General features: G+C 53.7%; 17 protein-coding genes. All 17 read right to left on the reverse strand.

The window, feature by feature from the left end:
- Positions 1–24: 24 nt before the first annotated feature.
- A complete protein-coding gene (locus AC5W2J_RS01455) occupies positions 25–924 on the reverse strand; it encodes a dihydrodipicolinate synthase family protein (RefSeq protein ID WP_496057704.1) in 900 nt (299 codons plus the stop codon).
- Positions 925–951: 27 nt separating this feature from the next.
- Complete coding sequence (locus AC5W2J_RS01460; RefSeq protein WP_496057705.1) at positions 952–1,578, reverse strand: fumarylacetoacetate hydrolase family protein; 627 nt, start codon at positions 1,576–1,578, stop codon at positions 952–954.
- A gap of 26 nt (positions 1,579–1,604) precedes the next feature.
- Positions 1,605–2,789 carry a CaiB/BaiF CoA transferase family protein gene (locus tag AC5W2J_RS01465; protein WP_496057706.1) on the reverse strand — a complete coding sequence of 395 codons (1,185 nt, stop codon included), beginning with the start codon at positions 2,787–2,789 and terminating at the stop codon, positions 1,605–1,607.
- A gap of 25 nt (positions 2,790–2,814) precedes the next feature.
- A complete protein-coding gene (locus tag AC5W2J_RS01470) occupies positions 2,815–3,606 on the reverse strand; it encodes an SDR family oxidoreductase (RefSeq protein ID WP_496057707.1) in 792 nt (263 codons plus the stop codon).
- A 27-nt stretch (positions 3,607–3,633) separates the two neighbouring features.
- The gene (locus AC5W2J_RS01475) at positions 3,634–4,512 is read right to left on the reverse strand and encodes a fumarylacetoacetate hydrolase family protein (RefSeq protein ID WP_496057708.1); all 879 of its coding nucleotides are present in this window, start codon (positions 4,510–4,512) and stop codon (positions 3,634–3,636) included.
- A 12-nt stretch (positions 4,513–4,524) separates the two neighbouring features.
- Positions 4,525–5,778: a nickel pincer cofactor-dependent isomerase, group 22 gene (locus tag AC5W2J_RS01480; protein WP_496057709.1), complete on the reverse strand. Its 1,254-nt coding sequence runs from the start codon at positions 5,776–5,778 to the stop codon at positions 4,525–4,527.
- On the reverse strand, positions 5,765–6,427 hold the full coding sequence (locus tag AC5W2J_RS01485) for an aspartate/glutamate racemase family protein (RefSeq protein WP_496057710.1): 663 nt from the start codon (positions 6,425–6,427) through the stop codon (positions 5,765–5,767). Before AC5W2J_RS01485 ends, AC5W2J_RS01480 begins: the two co-directional genes overlap by 14 nt.
- 18 nt (positions 6,428–6,445) lie before the next feature.
- Positions 6,446–7,834, reverse strand: a complete 1,389-nt coding sequence (locus AC5W2J_RS01490) for a hypothetical protein (RefSeq protein WP_496057711.1) — start codon at positions 7,832–7,834, stop codon at positions 6,446–6,448.
- The gene (locus AC5W2J_RS01495; protein ID WP_496057712.1) at positions 7,834–9,588 is read right to left on the reverse strand and encodes a dihydroxy-acid dehydratase; all 1,755 of its coding nucleotides are present in this window, start codon (positions 9,586–9,588) and stop codon (positions 7,834–7,836) included. Before AC5W2J_RS01495 ends, AC5W2J_RS01490 begins: the two co-directional genes overlap by 1 nt.
- Before the next feature lie 18 nt (positions 9,589–9,606).
- Positions 9,607–10,002, reverse strand: a complete 396-nt coding sequence (locus AC5W2J_RS01500; protein ID WP_496057713.1) for a MaoC/PaaZ C-terminal domain-containing protein — start codon at positions 10,000–10,002, stop codon at positions 9,607–9,609.
- A complete protein-coding gene (locus tag AC5W2J_RS01505) occupies positions 9,999–10,418 on the reverse strand; it encodes an FAS1-like dehydratase domain-containing protein (RefSeq protein ID WP_496057714.1) in 420 nt (139 codons plus the stop codon). Before AC5W2J_RS01505 ends, AC5W2J_RS01500 begins: the two co-directional genes overlap by 4 nt.
- Positions 10,419–10,504: 86 nt before the next feature.
- Positions 10,505–11,596 carry a TAXI family TRAP transporter solute-binding subunit gene (locus AC5W2J_RS01510; RefSeq protein ID WP_496057715.1) on the reverse strand — a complete coding sequence of 364 codons (1,092 nt, stop codon included), beginning with the start codon at positions 11,594–11,596 and terminating at the stop codon, positions 10,505–10,507.
- Between the two features lie 37 nt (positions 11,597–11,633).
- Positions 11,634–13,637, reverse strand: coding sequence for a TRAP transporter permease (locus AC5W2J_RS01515; protein WP_496057716.1), 2,004 nt, complete (start codon positions 13,635–13,637; stop codon positions 11,634–11,636).
- A 35-nt stretch (positions 13,638–13,672) separates the two neighbouring features.
- Positions 13,673–14,863: an acyl-CoA dehydrogenase family protein gene (locus AC5W2J_RS01520; RefSeq protein ID WP_496057717.1), complete on the reverse strand. Its 1,191-nt coding sequence runs from the start codon at positions 14,861–14,863 to the stop codon at positions 13,673–13,675.
- Positions 14,864–15,145: 282 nt separating this feature from the next.
- Positions 15,146–16,444 carry a (Fe-S)-binding protein gene (locus tag AC5W2J_RS01525; protein ID WP_496057718.1) on the reverse strand — a complete coding sequence of 433 codons (1,299 nt, stop codon included), beginning with the start codon at positions 16,442–16,444 and terminating at the stop codon, positions 15,146–15,148.
- The gene (locus tag AC5W2J_RS01530; RefSeq protein WP_496057719.1) at positions 16,437–17,843 is read right to left on the reverse strand and encodes an FAD-binding oxidoreductase; all 1,407 of its coding nucleotides are present in this window, start codon (positions 17,841–17,843) and stop codon (positions 16,437–16,439) included. Before AC5W2J_RS01530 ends, AC5W2J_RS01525 begins: the two co-directional genes overlap by 8 nt.
- A complete protein-coding gene (gene lhgO / locus AC5W2J_RS01535; RefSeq protein ID WP_496057720.1) occupies positions 17,803–19,044 on the reverse strand; it encodes an L-2-hydroxyglutarate oxidase in 1,242 nt (413 codons plus the stop codon). The genes AC5W2J_RS01530 and lhgO overlap by 41 nt, the downstream gene beginning before the upstream one ends.
- Positions 19,045–19,054: the final 10 nt, after the last annotated feature.

Below are 19,054 nucleotides of genomic sequence, written 5' to 3' on the forward strand. Positions count from 1 at the left end.
GAATGCGGGCGGCTTCTGTCTGTGCTAATGGACCGGCAGGCTCTGCTGCTGGAGGAGAGCCTCTATTTCCCGCTTCTGCTGCTTTGTGCTTTCCAAGAGCGGCTTACGGACCCAGCCGCCGTTATAGCCCTGCAGCGTGGCAGTATGCTTCAACCCTGCTATGCCGTAAGTATCTGTGACCGCGGTGTTGATCGGAAACACGGCCTGGTACAGCTCCCGCGCTTCGTCCACCCGGCCCTCTTTAAATAACGTTATAATCCGGGTGCATTCGTTTGGGTGGCTGTTCGCAAGCGCCATGATCGCCGTATCAATGCCGAGCGCAAGCGCTGGGAATAACGCAGAGGCGGTGCCGACCATGATCGTGAAATCCGCCGGCAGTTCGCGTTTGAACGTCGCAAGCTGCGGGACGTTGCCGCTGCTGTCTTTCATACCGATAATGTTCGGGTGCCGGCTTAATCGTTTCAGCAGCGACACACTAACGTTAATATGCGTAAACTTCGGGACGTTGTATACGAGAATCGGAATGTCACTGTGATCCGCCACGTCGGTAAAATAAGCCGCCAACGCATCCTCCGACATCGCTTTTCCGTAGTAAAACGGCGTCAGAATCAGCGCTGCATGGACCCCGATCTTTGCAGCTTTGTTCGTGAGCGCGATCGTCTCCCGCGTAGACTCCATGCCGGTGCCGGCCAGAATGGTCCGGTCCTTTTTGGCGTGCTGCACGGTTTCTTTAATCAGATCCAGCTTTTCCTCTTCGGTTAGATAAATCGTTTCACTGTTGGAGCCGAGTGCCAGGTACCCGGACAGGTCCGCTTCGTTCCATTTTTGAATGTTGGCCCGGTAGCTTTCCAGATCCACGTCCCCGTTTTCTTTAAACGGTGTAATGACCGGAGGAATAACCCCCTGAAGTGTAACATCCGCCATCTTTACTCCTCCTCCGTTTGTCCTGTTTTATTTCAGCACGGTACGGCAGCCGCCCAGCACCTGGTCCCCGAGACGAAGGGAAAACGTATCCCCGTCTGCGACAGGACCGACGCCTTTTGGCGTGCCGGTGAAAATCAAATCCCCTTCTCCCAGACCGAAGGAGGCCGCCGTGTAGTCGATAATATGCTGCAGGTCAAATATCATCTGCCGGCTGCTGCCGCGCTGGACTTCTGTTCCATTTTTAATGAGCGTAAATTCCATGTCTTTTAACGCTTCCACACCGGGAAAATCAATAAACGGCGTCACCGGGGCGGACGCGGGAAACCCTTTCGCCCGCAGCCACGGATGGCCTTTTTCCTTTAACGTGGACTGGACGTCGCGCAGGGTAAAGTCGAGGCCAAGACCGAGTCCGTTAATCAGCTCGTCGGCACTCATGCCTTCTTCATATGCCCTGCCGATGCGGATGACGATCTCCGCTTCAAAATGAACGGCTCCCTTGTCTCCCGGCAGCTGAATCTCGCGGCCGTCTGCTTCGACCCAGGCGTGCGTTGGCTTCAGGAAAAGCATCGGCGCGGCCGGCATCGCATTGTTCAGCTCGGACACGTGCTCGGTGTAGTTGCGTCCCACGCAGTAAATGTTTGTAATGTTCGTCATCGTATCCCTCTTTACTGTCGGTTTTGTTAAATGGCTCCACAGTCGCGCAGCGCCGTTATCTGTTCTTCTGATAACCCGTAGCCGTGCAGCACTTCTGTTGTGTGCTCGCCCAGCTGCGGCGGCGCACTCTGCATGTCCACGCTGATATTTTTGTATTTAATTGGATTGCGGACGACTTTCATCCGGCCGACGACAGGGTGCTCTGCTTCCTGTGTCATTTCCCGGGCCTTTACCTGCGGGTGGTCAAAGACCTGTTCAACATTATTGACCGGCCCGCACGGAATCGCGTGCGAGGACAAGAGCTCCTCCCATTCATCCGCTCCCTTTTCGGTAAACACGTCTTCGAGGAGACTGCGCAGCTCGGCGCGGTTCGCAACCCGGTCGCCGTTGGTCGCAAACTTGGCGTTGTCTTTCCATTCCGGGCGGTCCATCGCGTCAGCCATCCGGTGGAACAGGCGGTCGTTGCCCGCCGCTACCATAATCGGCTTGTCTTTACACGGAAACGTTTCGTACGGGGTAATGTTGCCGTGCGCGTTGCCGACCCGCTCAGACACATGGTCGTTTAACAGGTAGCTGCTCGCAATATTGCCGAGCGAGCTCACCTGCACATCGAGCAGCGACAGGTCAATATGCTCGCCTTCGCCTTCGTTATCGCGGTGACGGAGCGCGGCGAGCACGCCGATCGCCACGTAGTGCGACGTCATAATATCCACAACCGGCGTCCCGACTCTTGTAGCCTCTGCGCCGGGGTGGCCGGTAATATCCATTAGACCGCCGACGGCCTGAATGACCGGGTCATAGCCGGGCAGATCCTTGTACGGACCCGTCTGGCCGTAACCCGTGACCGAGCAGAGAATAATATCTTCTTTCACCTGTTTCAGCGTGTCATAGTCGAGGCCGAGGCGTTCAAGCGTCCCCGTTTTGAAATTCTCGATCACAACATCTGATTCTTTGACGAGCTGCTTAAAGAGCGCCACGCCTTCTGTATTTTTTAAATCAATCGTTATCGATTTCTTGTTACGGTTGGCTGCCAGGTAATACGTGCTTTCCTCTTCGATAAACGGCCACCAGTGCCGGATGTCGTCCGACCCGTTCGGCGCTTCCACCCGAATGACTTCGGCGCCGAGATCGGCCAGCTGCATCGAGCCGAGGGGACCTGCCAGCACCCGGGATAAATCGAGTACTTTAATGCCTTGCAATGGCTTATTCATTATCGCATCACTCCACTAAAATAGACTATAGTGCCTTTACCAGTCCGCCATCGACCACAAACGTCTGCCCGGTAACGTACGTATTCGCGCCGGAGCAGAGGAACACGACCTGCTTGGCGAATTCCTCCGGCTGCCCGTAGCGTCCGATTGGAATCGACTTTTCGGTAGCTTCGCGCACCTGATCGTAAGTTTTGCCCTGCTTGCCTGCACGGATGTTGTCGAGCTGAGCAACGCGCTCGGTGTCAATCCGGCCCGGTCCAATCGTATTAATGAGAATATTATCTTCCGCCACTTCCTGGGAGAGGCTTTTCGCAAGACCGACAATGCCGGCGCGGAACGTGTTGGAGAGCACGAGATTGTCGAGCGTCTGCTTGATCGAGGACGAGGCAAAATTAATAATCCGTCCGTTTTTCTGCTGGCGCATGTGCGGCAGCACTTCACGGATCAGGCGCACAAAGCTCAACAGATTCAAGTGGAACGCCGCCTCCCACGCTTCATCTTCAAATGCTTCAAACGTGCCGGCCGGCGGGCCGCCCGCGTTATTGACAAGTACGTCCACTGTGCCGTAGAGCTCAACTGCTTTTTCAACGAGCGCTTTAATCGACGCCGCATCGGTAATGTCGCACACCTGGTAATGAACGTTTTCGTTGTTCGTTTCTTTTTTGATCTCGGCGACCGCCTGCTGCAGCTGTTCTTCATTCCGGCTGGAAATCAAGACGTTGGCGCCTTCGCGTGCGAATTCCAGTGCTGATGCTTTGCCGAGCCCTTTGCTTGCAGCCGTTACAACGACTGATTTGTTTTGTAAATGCAGATCCATAGAAACATCTCTCCTCTAGTATGATGATTACTGTTTTTTTAAATCTTTCACGGTATTGGTCAGGGACGTAAATCCTTCGATCCGGCACTCTACTTCATCGCCGTCCTGAATATGGATGGCGCCGGGGGTGCCGGTCGAAATAATGTCACCCGGTTTGAGCGTCATCACTTGGGAATGAAACGACACCAGATTCCACGGCGTAAACGTCATGTTGGAGACGACGTTCTCGCGGTGGATACGGCCGTTAATGACGGTCGCAACTTTAAGGTCGTCAACGTTATCGACTTCTTCCACCGTTACAAGCTCCGGCCCTACGCTGAAAAAGGTATCAAAGCTTTTCGAGCGCGTTAAATAGCGCGGGTTCTTCTCGAGAATGTCTTCAGCGGTCATATCAATGATTGTCGTATATCCGGCTACATAATCCATGGCCTCGGCTTCGGACACGTTTTTGCACGTCCGTCCGATCACAATGCCAAGCTCGGCTTCCGCGGTCGTCCGGTCGGACTGAGGCGGAATTTCAATCGTATCGCCCGGTCCGATAATCGAGGTGATCGGCTTCATAAAGCTCGCAGGCTCCGTGCTCGGGGCTTTTTCCTTTAAATCGGCGGCGTGGTCCTGGTAGTTCAAACCAATGCCCCAGATTTTCCCCGGTGTGCGAAGCAGCGGGCTGTAGGTGCCGGACGCAGGTTTCGCCAGCGTTTCCAGTTCCTCCGGGTGCGACTGGGCCCAGTCGCGGAGTTCGGTTAGTTTTTCTGAAACGACGAGCTCTTCCACATCGGTTGGAAAGAACGTCTGGTGCGTGTCGTTGATGGTCTCTATTTTGACCTGTTTTCCTTCGGGTAATACGATAACGCCTTTGTCGGTGCCATTTTCGCGGATCGAAGCGGTTCTCATTGCAGCGGTCACGTCCTTTCTTATTTACTGTCGCAGCAGGCGGCGGGAAAGCCGGCCTTCGCCGTTAAAATCAAGCGTAAAACGCTCTCCTGTTTCAAAATGTATCTTGTTGTCTGTCATTTCCTGCACGACAGCCGGGCTTACATACAGCCGGTGCAGATGCAGCGTATTCGGGATTTGAATGTATTTTAGTCCATCGGTGTCTTCTGCGCTTAGGCTGTTCAGGGCCGTTTCCACGGTCTGCTGTTCCGTCTCATAAATAAACGGAATCATTGCCCGGCGCAGAAAGGTGCTCGTCAGCGCGTTCGTGTAGGTGGTGTGCCGGTCGATCGTGTTAAACAGCGTCTGGGTAATAAAATCAACCAGCCCCACGCCCTGGGCGTTGCCGAAGGATTCCTCCGACAGCTCGAGTGCGGCGATCCGTCTGATAACAGGAGATGCCGGTTCCGGCACCCCTTCGATCCGCCAGCGCCCGATAATATTCGGGTCCATGCCGGTACCGCTGTAGTTTTTGCCCATTTCCTCCACGACCAGCACATCGATCTCTTCGACCGGAAGCGATGGCATGAGCTGCTTGGACAGCTCCAACAGCTCGGCTTCTGCTTCAAACCAGTTTTCCCTGCGGACGGCTTTTACTACCGCGGTCTGATCAAACGCGTTTTCGACGATGCCGATGCCCATCATCGGCGGGCCCTGGCTCAGGCATGTGCGGCAGATATCTTTGATGTTTTTTTCCATCTGCAGCGAGCCGTGGCTGTGGATAAAAGCGGCACCTTTGATTTTCCCGAGGCCGATCGCAGCCATTTTACTGAGCCCGCTCTCGACACTGCCGCGGAAGGCTGTATGGGCTTTGATCCGGTTCATCACGATGATGCCGTCTGCCTCGTACGCATGCTTGTCCATGTAGGCCGGAATACCGTTGTTGGTATAGGCAATCCGCTCTACGTCCATCGACGACAATATTTTCGCACCGGACGTGGCTTCGGTGATGCCCAAATGCTCGAGCACGCTCCGCTGTCCTTCCGCGGTCGCACCGCCGTGGCTTCCCATTGCGGGAACGAGAAACGGCACGCAGTCGAACTGTTTCACCGCGGCGACGGCACAGGCGAGCATATGGTCAATCCGGTAAATGCCCCGGCTGCCGGCTGTAATCGCAATCCGGCTGCCTGCCGGAAACTGCTGCTCCTGCAGATGGATGCCGACTTGTTCTGTTACAGCGGCTTCAATGTCTTCCAGACGCTGCTCCGGGAACTGCTGCGTGATTTCAATTAGTTCCATAGCCTGCCCCCTCCCTTTGCGCTTGTACCTTGAGAATATGCTGAACGCCCGCTTCGGGTGCGGTTAACACCGGTATGTTCCCGGCCGGCACATGACGGGCGGTGTGCGCCATACTGTACTGGGAAAGAACGATCACATCGACCTCCCCCTGTACGTCCTGCACCATTTGGTTGATGCGTTCGTCATGCCCCGTTTTATCCCCGCGGGCGAGGCAGTCCATCGCCCCGGTGTCTACTTTCGTATGGATCTCTACGTCCGGCGCAAGGCTTGTTAAGTAGCGCTCGAGCGGCGGCGGGGTTTCTGTTACCGTCGCAATCAGCCCGACCCGCCGGTACGCGGCCGCCTGATGCATAACACCTTCATCGGAGCGCAGCACCGGCACCGCTGTGAGCGGCTGAATCAGATCGCGCGCTTCGTTAAAGGCCGAGCACGTCAGCAGGATCACATCTGCTTCTTCCTCTTCGGCCCGGCGGCAGAATTCCACAAACCGGAACAAAATGGCAGAAGAGAGCGTCTGCTGTTTTTTTAAAAGCGATAACAGCGTCGTATCCATGAGATGCTCCAGCTCGATCTCATCGGACACCGCCCGAAACGCATCTTCAATAGGCTGGAGCGAAGATTTAAGCGCATGCACGCATACCACTTTCATGCAGCAGCCTCCTTTCTGTTACATCGTTAAATAGCTGATGCCATAAATAACAACGGATACGAGCGCCCCTGTGACAAGCACGTAAGGCGCGTTCCACATCCCGACTTTGAACGGAGAGCGGTGAAGCAGTGTACCGAGCGTTAAATTCAGCGCCGCCACCGGGGATACAACCGTCGATAACGACCATCCCGCCATGAGAGCAAGCGCGAAGGCTTCGACACTTATCGTCAGATCCGCCGTCGATACACTCGCACCGATTAAAGAAACGGTGAGAATCTGGTGAATGCCGCCGGCACCAAGCAGCACAATAACTCCAATCGTCACAACAATGACGAGCAGCGGAGACAGCTGGTTAAGCGACGCAAAAAACGAAGCGATAAACGGGGACACCGGCGTCGTTTCCACCATTTTGGCGAAAAAAGCGGCCGCGATAAAAAGCACCGCTTCATTATGAATATTCGGAAGGATCGTATTTTTATAATGCTGGAGTGAGCGCCCGAATGCTTTAACCCGGTTGATACAGATCGACCACATAATCGGATACGCAATCGCAATGACGCTGATTAAGACAACCAGGTTAATATCAAGCACACGCTCGAGAATGAAAATCCCGGCAAACATACCGGCAAACACGACGAAAAGCTCCACCCCTTTGCCCGCAGTCACCGGCACGGCAGCGGCCTGAATTTCCTTTTCCACCGCAGCCGCGGTTTCTTCCGGTTCCGGGGGCTGTTTGAGAATCATTAAAATCGAAACGGCGGTGCCGATGAACACAAGCAGCAGCCCCCAGAAAATAAACGGAAAAATCGGCAGGCCGAGCATGCTCAGCACGATTGCCACCCCGGCAAAATACGGGGACCAGCACATCGCGAGCGTAAATCCCTGCGAGACCGCTTTCGTATAAAATTTCGGATCCTTTTCAATTTCGCTGTGAAACAATTCGAATGATATACGCACGGAACCTAAATTCATAAATGAGGACAAGACGCTTGTCAAAATCACAATGTTCGAAAAAATTTTGACCGGTGTTTTTAAAAACCGGTGAACGATGAGGGAAATATATTCCACATAGCCGCCGTTTTTCAGCGGGTAGGCAAATAACGGCACCGATACAAACAGCGCCACCAGTGGCAGGTTCTCAATCAGCGATTCCCGCCAGTACGAAAACCCGAGGTCCTGGGCGAAAAATACGATATGGCCGGTGATGAGCAGAATGCCCGTCATGATTTTAGGAAAAAATGCCATAAAGGGCAGCGAATACAGAATCAGCCCTCCTGTCAAAACCATCAGCACCATTTCTCCCGGCCAGCCGGTGAAGCTGAAAATGATAAAAAGAACGGTCAGCGTCAGCAGCAGGTATCCTCTGGAAACGGATATCCGTGCCGGCCATTTGTTTACGGTACTCATCAGCCTCCCCTCGTTTTCTCCTCCTGCAGGATTCTGCCATCTTCAGTCTTATCTGTGGATCGAAGAGCCGGAGGCATTAAAAAGTCAAAGTCGCAGCCTTGATCGGCCTGCAGCACATGATCCTGAAACAGTTTCTTATAGCCCCGCTCCGCGCCGCCTTCCGGACGGACAAACTGTTCGCGTCTCCGGCTGAGCTCGGCTTCGTCCACAAGCAGTTCGAGCTCGCGCGCTTCGACGTCGAGCCGGATCGAATCGCCGGTTTCCACGAGCGCAAACGGGCCGCCGACGGCTGACTCAGGCGACACGTGCAGCACGATCGTTCCAAAGGCCGTTCCGCTCATGCGGCAGTCCGAGATGCGCACCATATCGCGCACCCCCTGCTCAAGCAGCTTTTTCGGGATCGGAAGCATACCCGCTTCCGGCATGCCCGGTGCTCCGCGCGGTCCGGTGTTTTTCAGTACGAGAATATCGTCTGCTTCCACGTCCAGCTCCGGATCATTTACTTTCTGTTCCATGTCAGCGGTGGATTCAAATACGATGGCCCGGCCTTCATGTTTTAAAAGTGACGCCGAGGCGGCTTTCGGTTTAATCAACGCACCGTTTGGCGCAATATTTCCCGTTAGTACAGCGATCCCGTCGCCTTCATGAAGCGGCTCCGTGAGCGGGCGGATCACGTGGCGGTAGTTCGGAGACACGGTCACATCCGCCAGGTTTTCCTTCAGCGTCTGCCCGGTCACCGTCAGCACATCCGTGTGAAGATACGATTCTATTTCTTTCATCACTGCCCGCGCCCCGCCGGCATGGCTGAATTCTTTCATCTGATATTCACCTGCCGGGCGGAGATTGGCGATAAATGGTGTGTCTTTTCCAAGCGTATCAAAGCGGGAGAGCGGCAGCTTAATGCCGAGCCGGCCGGCAATCGCGGTTAAATGGATGACCGCGTTTGTGGACCCGCCGACGGCCATAATCATCCGGATTGCGTTGTCGAAAGCTTTTTCCGTCATAATATCCGACGGCACAATGTCTTCTTCGACGAGTTTCACAATCTGCCTGCCGGCTTCCTGGGCTTCGGCCAGCTTTCTGTTATCGGTGGCCAGCGTAGCCGCGCCGCCCGGCATCATCATGCCGAGTGCTTCTGATACAACTGCCATCGTGCTTGCACTTCCCATCACCATGCAGTGGCCGGCGGAAGGAGCCAGCGCCTGATTGATATTATCGAGCTCTTCTTCCGAGACGCTTCCGCTGCGGTATTCCTGCCAGAAGAAACGGCAGTCCGAACAGGCACCGAGCGTTTTTCCTTCGTATTCTCCGTTGTCCATGCCGCCGCCGGTAATCATAATGGACGGGATATCAGCGCTTGCCGCCCCCATCAGCTGGGCAGGCGTCATTTTGTCGCAGCCGCCGATTAATATCACACCGTCCAACGGCTGGGCGCTGATCATTTCCTCTGTATCCATCGCAGCCAGGTTCCGGAACATCATCGTTGTCGGGCTCGTGAAACTCTCGCCAAGGGAGATGGTGGGGAACTCCAGCGGAATCCCGCCGCCCATCAGCACCCCGCGCTTGACGGCTTCGACAATGGGACCAAAATGGGTATGGCATCGATTCACCTCGCTCTGCGTGTTGCAAATGCCGATTGTCGGCTTTTCCCAGTCTTTTTTCGTGTGCCCCATGTGACGGGCGAACGCCTGTCTTAGAAAGACGCTGAACCCTTCATCTCCGTATGATGCTGTTTGTTTTCTATCCTTTGCCATAAGCCTGCATCCTCTCTGTTACATTGACTTGCTGCGTGACAGCTCGATGATTCCTTCGGTTACCTGCGTTCCGTCTTCCTTTAATGCTTTCAGTGTGAATGCTTTGCCGGCTGCCGTTTCTGCCGGTGCCCATTCTATATACAATGCTTCGTCGAGAAACACTTTACCGGTAAACCGCGTTTGAAAATACGAAACATACCAGCCGTCCTCCAGCAGCGGAATAAAGGGAACATACGTATACGCCATCGTCAGCAGGCCGTGCACGATTACGCCGGGCAGGCCGTTTGCTCTGGCCTGCGCCTCGTCTATATGTATCCCATTTAAATCGCCGGAAGCCCGGGCATAGTCCTGTACCTGCTTTTTACTGAAGCCCGGCACTTTAATACAGTACTCATGAATGGTCGTCGTATTCATTCCGGCACCCCTTCCATGCGGCGGCCGGCGGTTTTCCAGACGAGCACCCGCCTGGAGACAAACACGGTGTTGGCCGCGCCGTCTTTTCCCGTCTGCGTCAGGTAAATAAAAGCCATTTCCCCGTTTTTGCCGTTTTTCCGGACGATCTGTTCAATCTGCTGCGAGCACTGCACGGTTTCATCGACTGCGAGCGGCCGGTGGTATTCGTATTCCTGCTCGGCGTGAATCATGCCCGCGTCCGGCCAGGTGAGGCCGTCAATTTCTCCAAACGAAAACGTACGCACGAATGTCGGCGGCACGTGACCCGCTGCGATGTCGTAAAAGCCGAGGGCCTCGTTAAATTGTTCTACACGTTTGCGGGATACTTTATTTTCAACCATCGTTGAAGGTACATTCAGAAAATCTTCCCAGTACATGGCGGGCATCATCCTTTCTGCCGGATAAAATAGGAAAAGGCTGTTTAGAAAAACAGCCTTCACTTTGCTGGAACAAATGTCCTGTATTAGTCAAGAAGACCTTCTTCTTCATAGTACTGCTCTGCGCCCGGGTGGAATGGAATGTCTCCGGATCCTTCATCAAAGTTCTCTACTTCGAACTGCTGGAATGTCTCGTGGCTGGAATGCAGATCTTCAATGTTATCCCACATGGCTTTCGTAATGTCATAGGCTACTTCATCAGACATGCTGGCATCCACTACGAGGAAATTCTGCATAGCCGTTGTATGAACGTCCTCTTCCTGGCCTTCGTATGTGCCGGCCGGAATCGTTTCATCAATATAGAAATCATACTCATCAAGCATTTCCTGGCGCTGTTCGTCATCGATGCTCGTCAGAACGCCGTTGGCCGTGCTGAGCATTTCACTTACAGCCGAAGTCGGCAGGCCGCCGTTAATGTTGGCTCCGACTACCTGATTGTTTCTCATTAAGTCCGTTGCTTCCGGAAAAGCACCAAAGTTGGCGTTAATATCATCAAACGTCAGGTCGTATGCCCCGAGAATATGCTGGGACGCAATTTCCGTTCCACTTCCCGTTGCTCCCGGTGCAAAGCTTTCTCCTTCAATGTCGCCGATTGATTCAATGCCGGCTCCGTCGCGCATGACGACGTGATTATAGTTCGGATAAATCCCGGCAAGAATTCGAACATCTTCGTACTGCTCGCCTTCGAACCCGTTTTCACCTTCGTAGGCATCCTGAAGGATGTTACCCATTACAAATCCGGCATCCGCTTCGCCCTGGGCCATGTAGATCATGTTCTGCACGCTTCCGTTGGAAGACTGCGAGGAAGAAGACACGCCGTCCACCTCATTGGACCAGAAGTTGGCAAGCGTGGCTCCAAGTGGATAGTACAGGCCGGTTTCACTGGCTGTTGCCAGGTTAATATGAGTATCTCCTTCTTCGCCTTCATTGTTTGCTTCGCCGTTTCCGCCATCGAGGCCGCCTTCGCCGGAAGCGTCGTTTCCACCTGCTGCTTCTTCTTCGCCGCCTCCGTTTTCAGGCTCTTCCTCTCCGCCGCCTCCGCAGCCTGCCAGTAATGCCAGTCCTACCGCCATGGTTACTGCTGGAAATACTCTCTTCGTGGACATCTTTTTCATCATAAAACTCCCCTTTTTTGTTTTTTATGTGCATTGGTTCCTACAGCTTAACTCTGCCATTGCCTGCTATTTGATCTGCTGTTTCCTGCTGCTCCTTCGGCTGCTTTGCTTTGGCCGGCTTGACTTTCTGCCAAACCATGATGCCAACAAGCAGGGCAATACCTACCAGGTCCCACATAAATGTCGGCTCTACTAGAAGGAAAGCGCTGACAAAAAGAATGAGACGTTGTACTATACTAGCTCTGGTCAATAACCAGCCCTGCAGGCCGGCTGCCAGAGCGATAACACCAATAGTTGCTGTGATCGCGGCAAGAATACTTGCCGAGTAGCTGGCGCCGTCAAACAACAGCACCGGATTAAAGAGGAAGAAGAACGGAATGATAAAGCCGGTGATTCCGATCCTCACCGCCGTCAGCGATACTTTGTTCGGTGACGCGTTGGCTATGCCGGCTGCGGCATAGGATGCAAGCGCTACAGGTGGTGTGATATTCGATAGAGCGGCGAAGAAGAAAGCAAACATATGCGCTACAAGTACCGACGCACCCAGTTCCACAAGAAGCGGAGCTGAAACGGTTGCTACGATAATGTACGCGGCTGTTGCCGGTACGCCCATCCCCATGATAATGCTGATAACCATCGTGAACAGACCGGCGATCAACAGGCTGTCCCCTGCAAGGTTTAGTATGTTATTTCCTACAACCAGGCCGAGACTTGTAAGAGTAACCGTTCCTACAATGATACCGACGATTGCAGTGGCAATACCTACTGCGACAGCTGCCTTACAGCCGTCTTCAATCGATTGGATAATCAATTTAAAGCTCATTCTGGTCGATTTTCTTAATGCACTCACCAGAATGGTCGCAAATAGAGCAAATACCGCAGCATACGTTGGCGTCGTCCCGATAACGAGCAGGTACACTAATACCGCCAGCGGAACAATCAGATGCCCTTTGCTTTTTAATACGCCAATCGCAGAAGGAATGTTTTCTTTGCTGATCCCGGACAGTCCAAGGTTTTTCGCTTCAAAGTGAACAACCATAAATACCGTTACGAAATACAGCAGCGCCGGGATAACGGCGGCAAGCATGATCGTGGTATAAGGTACGCCGATAAACTCTGCCATAATAAAACCGGCAGCCCCCATAACAGGCGGTGCGAACAATCCCCCGGTAGAAGCAACCGCTTCAACTGCTCCGGCGAAATGCCTCTTGTAGCCTGTTTTTTTCATTAACGGAATAGTCACGGTACCGGTCGTTACGACGTTTCCGATCGCACTTCCGTTTACCATGCCCATCAAACCGCTTCCGAGTACGGCTACTTTAGCCGGTCCGCCGGCGGTGCTTCCCGCTACGGTAAGGGCCAGGTTGTTAACAAAATCAGTAAATCCACTGTTTTTCAGAAAGGCTCCAAACAGTACGAACATAAAAACGAATGTGGTAAACACGCCGAGTGCAATACCGAAGATTCCTTGGGCGCCCCAGAACATGGTGTCGATCGTTCTTGTTATCGTGAAGCCGCCGTGGCTGAATGTGCCCGGCATATACGGTCCTAAGAAAATATAAGAGAGGAAAACTGCTGCGATAATCGAGAGTGTGTTTCCGACAACACGTCTGCTCGCTTCGAACAGAAACAGCGTTCCGACGGCCCCCATAATAAAGTTCCAGTCCGTGCGGTGGAAGCCTCCCCATTCTCTGGCAAACGTTTCATAAATAGAGACGAAATAGATGATGGCGCTTACAGAACCGATAATACAAATGAAGTCCCAGATCGTGGGCAGTCTTCTCGTGCCTCCGCTTTTCTTTGAAGCAGGAAACAATAGAAAAGCCATCAGGAAAAGAAATCCAAGGGTATACGCCCGGAGAATAAGCGCCTCCATGGCCCCGAAGCTGTTAAAATATATCAGCATGAAGGCCCAGACAATACAGATAGCTGTAATAACCCACTTCATAAAGCCGGTATAGCTTCTCATTTTTCCTTCTTCGTCGAGTATTCGCTTCTGCTCCTGCTGCTCTTCTTCCGGCGTCGCTGTGCTTGTATCACTCATATTCATGTCCCCCTTTCGATTATGATTTTTTTATTTTATTCGAACGGCCATGCCGGCAGTGTTTTACGCAGCGGCTTGTCTTCGTTGTAGCCTAATGCGTAGCGTGCCTGCATCACTGTATGAATTTCCCGTGTGCCTTCATAAATCACCGGTGCTTTGGAGTTTCGCAGGTATCTCTCTACCGGATATTCGTTGGAATAGCCGTATGCTCCGAATATCTGCACCGCGTCGTTGGCGGCTTCGTTGGCAAAATTACAGGCCTGCCATTTGGCCATCGATGTTTCGCGGGTGTTGCGTTTGCCTTCGTTTTTCAGGCTTCCTGCTTTAAATACGAGCGCGCGTCCCATCTGCAGGCCGGCTTCCATGTTCGCAATCATCTGCTGCACGAGCTGATGCTTGCCGATTTCCTTGCCGAATGTTTTCCGGTCATGGCAGTAGTTCACGCTTGCTTCAAGCGATGCCATCAGAAGACCGCATGCGCCGGCTGCTACGGTGAAACGGCCGTTGTCGAGAGCACTCATCGCGATCTTGAATCCTTCGCCTTCTTCACCGATCAGGTTTTCTTTTGGCACTTTAATGTCTTCAAAGAAGATTTCGCCGGTGTTTCCGGCACGGATGCCGAGCTTTCCTTTAATTGCTTTGGACGAAAAACCTTCCATGTTCCGCTCAATGATGAAGGCCGATAATCCTCTGTGGCCGGCACTTTTGTCGGTGTAGGCAAATACGAGAAAATTATCTGCGTAATCGCAGAGGGAAATCCATGTTTTGGATCCGTTTAAAATGTAGGAGTCCCCGTCTTTAACGGCAGTGGAGTTCATCGCCGCCACGTCCGATCCCGCATTTGGCTCGGTTAAGCCGAAAGCAGCAATTTTTTCGCCTTTAGCCTGCGGCGTAAGTATTCTTTCTTTCTGTTCTTCCGTCCCCCATTGGAGAAGGGTCATGCTGTTTAACCCGGTATGCACCGACACGGCGGTCCGGTAGGCGGTGTCTCCGCGTTCCAGCTCTTCACAGGCAATCGCCAGCGTATTGTAGTCCATCCCGCTGCCGCCGTATTTTTCCGGAATGCAGATGCCCATCATGCCGAGGCCGGAAAGCTTTTCCAGAATAGCCGGCTGAAACTCTCCTTTTTCATCCCACTGCTGAATGTTGGGGATAATTTCTTTATCAACAAAGTCCCGAAGCATGTTCTTTACCATTACCTGTTCGTCTGAGTAGTTAAAATTCATCAAATCGCTCCCCGTAATTGTATTATTAAAGCGCTTACATATTTTAGGTAAAAGAAAACGCCAGTCTGCGCCTAATTCTCCCATGCAGAATACATCATGCAAGAAGACTGAGCGGACTGGCGTTTGGATCCGAGATTCATTTCCGGCAAAAGAAACGAGTCGGAACTTAACAATCCATAATCGTCTTTAATAGTTACAATGATAGTCAATACAGCTTAATATGTCAATACGATTTTAAATATTCATTCATTTATAAATTAAACATTGGATCCAATCCGCTCTCTACTGGTATTTCGGCACCGGTCCGGCTTCCATTAAAAGTTCGACGAGGTGTACGGCGCGCTGCCCGGTATCCGCCCGTTCGGCTCCGACTTTCATCTGCAGCAGGCAGCCCGGGTTGGTCGTGACGATCGTAGACGCCCTGGTGCGCCCGGCATCACTCATTTTCACGTCCAGAATTTTCATGGACGATTCATGCTGGACGAGGTTATACACTCCGGCCGATCCGCAGCAGAAATTCGGATCGGTCATCTCCTCGAGCTCGACGCCGGGAATCGCCTCCATGAGTATCCGCGGTGCTTCTGTCACGCGCTGCACATTCGTCATGTGACATGACGGCTGATAGGTAATGCGTTCCTCCACCGGTTTGGTAAAGCGCAGGCTGTCCAGTTCCACGAGTACCTGGGTGATGTCTTTTACTTTCTTTGTGAAGGCAAGGGCGCGCTCGTGCCAGGCGCTGCCCTCTTCAAAGAGGTGACCGTACTGAACCATCTGCGCGCCGCAGCCGCCTGCATTGTTCACCACATAATCCACATCCAGCGATTCCAGCATAAGAATATTCTGCTTGGCCAGTTCCACCGCCTTATCGTGACGCCCCGAATGGGCGTGAAGCGCACCACAGCACGTCTGCTCATCAGGGACGACGACGCTCGCTCCGGCCGCAGCCAGCAGCTCCATCGACTGCTCGTTAATGGTGAAAAACATACTGTCCATCACACAGCCGGTAAAAAACGCGACCCGTGCTTTCTCAGTCTGTCCCGCGGCACGGAATACCGGACGCGCGCTGCGTTCTTTCGGAGACGGCTGGGCGGGCAGCACCTTTTCAAACTCCCCCATCGCAAGCGGCGCCAGCGTGGAAAGGCGCAGCATCTGTGCCGCTTTCTGAAGGCCGGTTTTCTGATACAGCCAGGTGAGGTTGCCGACCGTATTCATCCCGCCTGCGGAAGGAATCAGCGTATCGAGCAGGGAATGCTCCAGTGTCCGCTGCAGCACCGGCTTTTGTTTGTTTTCTTCAATCACCCGCTTTGCGCCTTCGAGCATCTGGTCATACTGCACGTTGGTCGGACAGACGGGCATGCACGCCATACAGCCGAGGCATTTGCCGACCGGTTCTTCCAGTTCCTCGAGGGTGATCTTTCCTTCCGCCGCCAGCTTCATGAGCTGAATCCGGCCGCGCGGTGAATGCTTTTCGGTTTCCATCGTTTCGTAGGTTGGACAGGTGGGCAGGCAGTAGCCGCACTGCACGCAGTCAAAGGACTTCTCGTAGTTCATTCTTTCTTTCAGCGTGCCGGGATTACTCATCAGTCAGCACCAGCCTCTGCCCGGGTTCGGCGAATATTTTACCTGGATTCATAATGCCGTTCGGATCCCAGGCGTCTTTAATGCGCCGCATCATATCAACGCCGGTGACGCCGAGCTCCTGTTCCATAAACGAGGACTTCATCGTGCCGATGCCGTGCTCGCCGGAGAGGGTGCCGCCGAGTGCAATCGCCGCTTCGAAAATCTCGCCGACCGCCTGCTCGACCCGTTTCATTTCTTCCTGGTCGCGTTTGTCACAGAGAATGTTCGGATGCAGGTTGCCGTCGCCGGCATGGCCGAATACGACGAGCGAAACGCCGTACTTCTCCCGTATCTCAGCGAGGCGCGCCGTCATTTCCGGGATCCGGCTCCGTGGCACGGTAGCATCCTCCGACACTTTTGTCGGCTTTATTTTTGCAATCGCCGGCGATACCATTTTTCTCGCTTTCCAGATCGCTGCAGCCGCCTGCGGCGTTTTCGGCTCGATCACTTCCAGAGCACCGAGCTTTTTCATAATACCGCTGACCTGCACGGCTTCCACTTCAATAGAAGGCTCGTTGCCGTCGAGTTCAATCATGACGATGGCGGCAGCGTCCGTCGGCAGGCCGGACGGCTGATAGGCTTCCACCGCAAGCGCACAGGCCTGGTCGATAAATTCCATTTTGGCAGGAAGAATGCCGGAGGTGAGCGTTTTCGAAATTGCTTCACCGGCGGTTTCCATCGAGGCAAACGACGCCATAATCGTCTGCACGGCCGGCGGCTTCGGAATCAGCTTTAATGTTGCTGCCGTAATCACGCCAAGTACCCCTTCCGAGCCGACAATAAGCTTCGTAAGGTCAAATCCGGTTACGTTTTTAATGGTACTGCCGCCGGTCTGCATGACTTTCCCTTCCGGCGTGACAACTTCAAGACCAATCACATAGTCTTTCGTCACGCCGTATTTCAAGCCGCGCGGACCCCCGGAATTTTCCGCCAGGTTGCCGCCGATCGTGGACACATGCGCACTGCTTGGATCCGGCGGATACATCAGGCCGTGCTCCTCCGCTGCCGCATGAATGGCTGCGGTAAGCGTTCCCGGAGACACCCGGGCCGTTAAATCGCCGGGTGTCACTTCGACAGACGACGGCCACTGGCTCATATCAAGCACAATGCCTCCTTTTACCGGAAGCGGCCCGCCGCTCAAACATGTTCCCTGTCCGCGCGGGGTGACCGGGACACGGTACGTGTTCGCTGTTTCCAAGACCGCGACTACTTCTTCGGTGCTGCGGACCTGCACGACGGCTTCCGGCAGAAACTCCCCGAAGGAGCCGTCGTAGCTGTAGCTGTGCCGGTCCGCCGTGCCGGTCTGGACACTGTTTTTATCAATCCGCTGCTGCAGCGCTTTGATCCATTGAGCTTCCATGATTCGCCCTCCTTCGTCCTTCATCCAGGCGCTTCACGATCTCCTTGCCGATTTCGAGGCTCGCGGTGGCGGCCGGAGACGGTGCGTTGCAGACGTGCAGGCTGTTGCGCCCCGGCACGATATAGAAGTCGTCAACCATTTTCCCGTCTACGCTCAGCGCCTGCGCCCGAACGCCGCGCGGTCCCGGCACTAAGTCCTCGGCCCGTACCTCGGGCAGAAGCTTCTGCAGATTCTTTACGAACTTCTTTTTGTTTACGGAGCGGATCATTTCGCCGGTTCCTTCTTTTAAATACGGACGGGCCAGCTTCCAGAAGCCTTTGTAAAGCAGTACTTCGAACAGATCCTTCCAGTTAATGTCGCTTTTCTTGTAGCCTTCGCGCTTAAATCCGAGCACGGCGTTCGGCCCCGCATCCACGTTGCCGTCAATCATACGGGTAAAGTGGGCGCCCAAAAACGGAAAGTCCGGATTCGGCACCGGGTAGATCAAATTGCGCACGAGGTGGCGGCTCGTTTCTACAAACTTGTAGTACTCCCCGCGGAACGGGACAATTTTCACGTCCAGGTGGTAGCCCGCCATTGCTGCAATCCGGTCGCTCTGCAGGCCGGCACAATTGATTAAGTACTTTCCTTCGATCCGGCCTTTATCGGTATCGACGGTTACACCGCCTTCGTGTTCAACGATCCCCGTCACAGCCGTGCCGCTTTTCACTTCGGCGCCTTTGGCCTGAACGAGTTCTGCGAGCTTATTGGATACCTGCTTGTAGTTAATAATCCCGGCCGTCGGCACGTGAATCGCTGCGATGCCGTTGACGTGCGGTTCTTTTTCGTGAAGCTCTTCCTGGTTAAGCTTTCTGATATTCAGACCGTTTTCGAGGCCGCGCTGGTACAAATCTTCCAGAAAAGGCAGTTCCTTTTCTTCGGAGGCGACAATCACCTTGCCGCAGATGTCGACATCAATGCCGTGCTCTTCGGCAAACAGCCGCATCGATTCATTGCCCGATTTGGCGAGTCTTGCTTTTAAACTGCCGGGCTTGTAATAAATGCCGGAGTGAATGACACCGCTGTTGTTTCCTGTCTGGTGCGAGGCGACCTGCTGTTCCTTTTCCAAAATCACAATATGGGCTCCCGGTTTCTGCTGCGTTAACGCGTAGGCCGTCGATAGTCCAACAATGCCTCCGCCGATAATAATATAATCTGCCATGCTGCTTCCT

The sequence above is a fragment of the Sinobaca sp. SA16-1 genome, assembly GCF_059510515.1.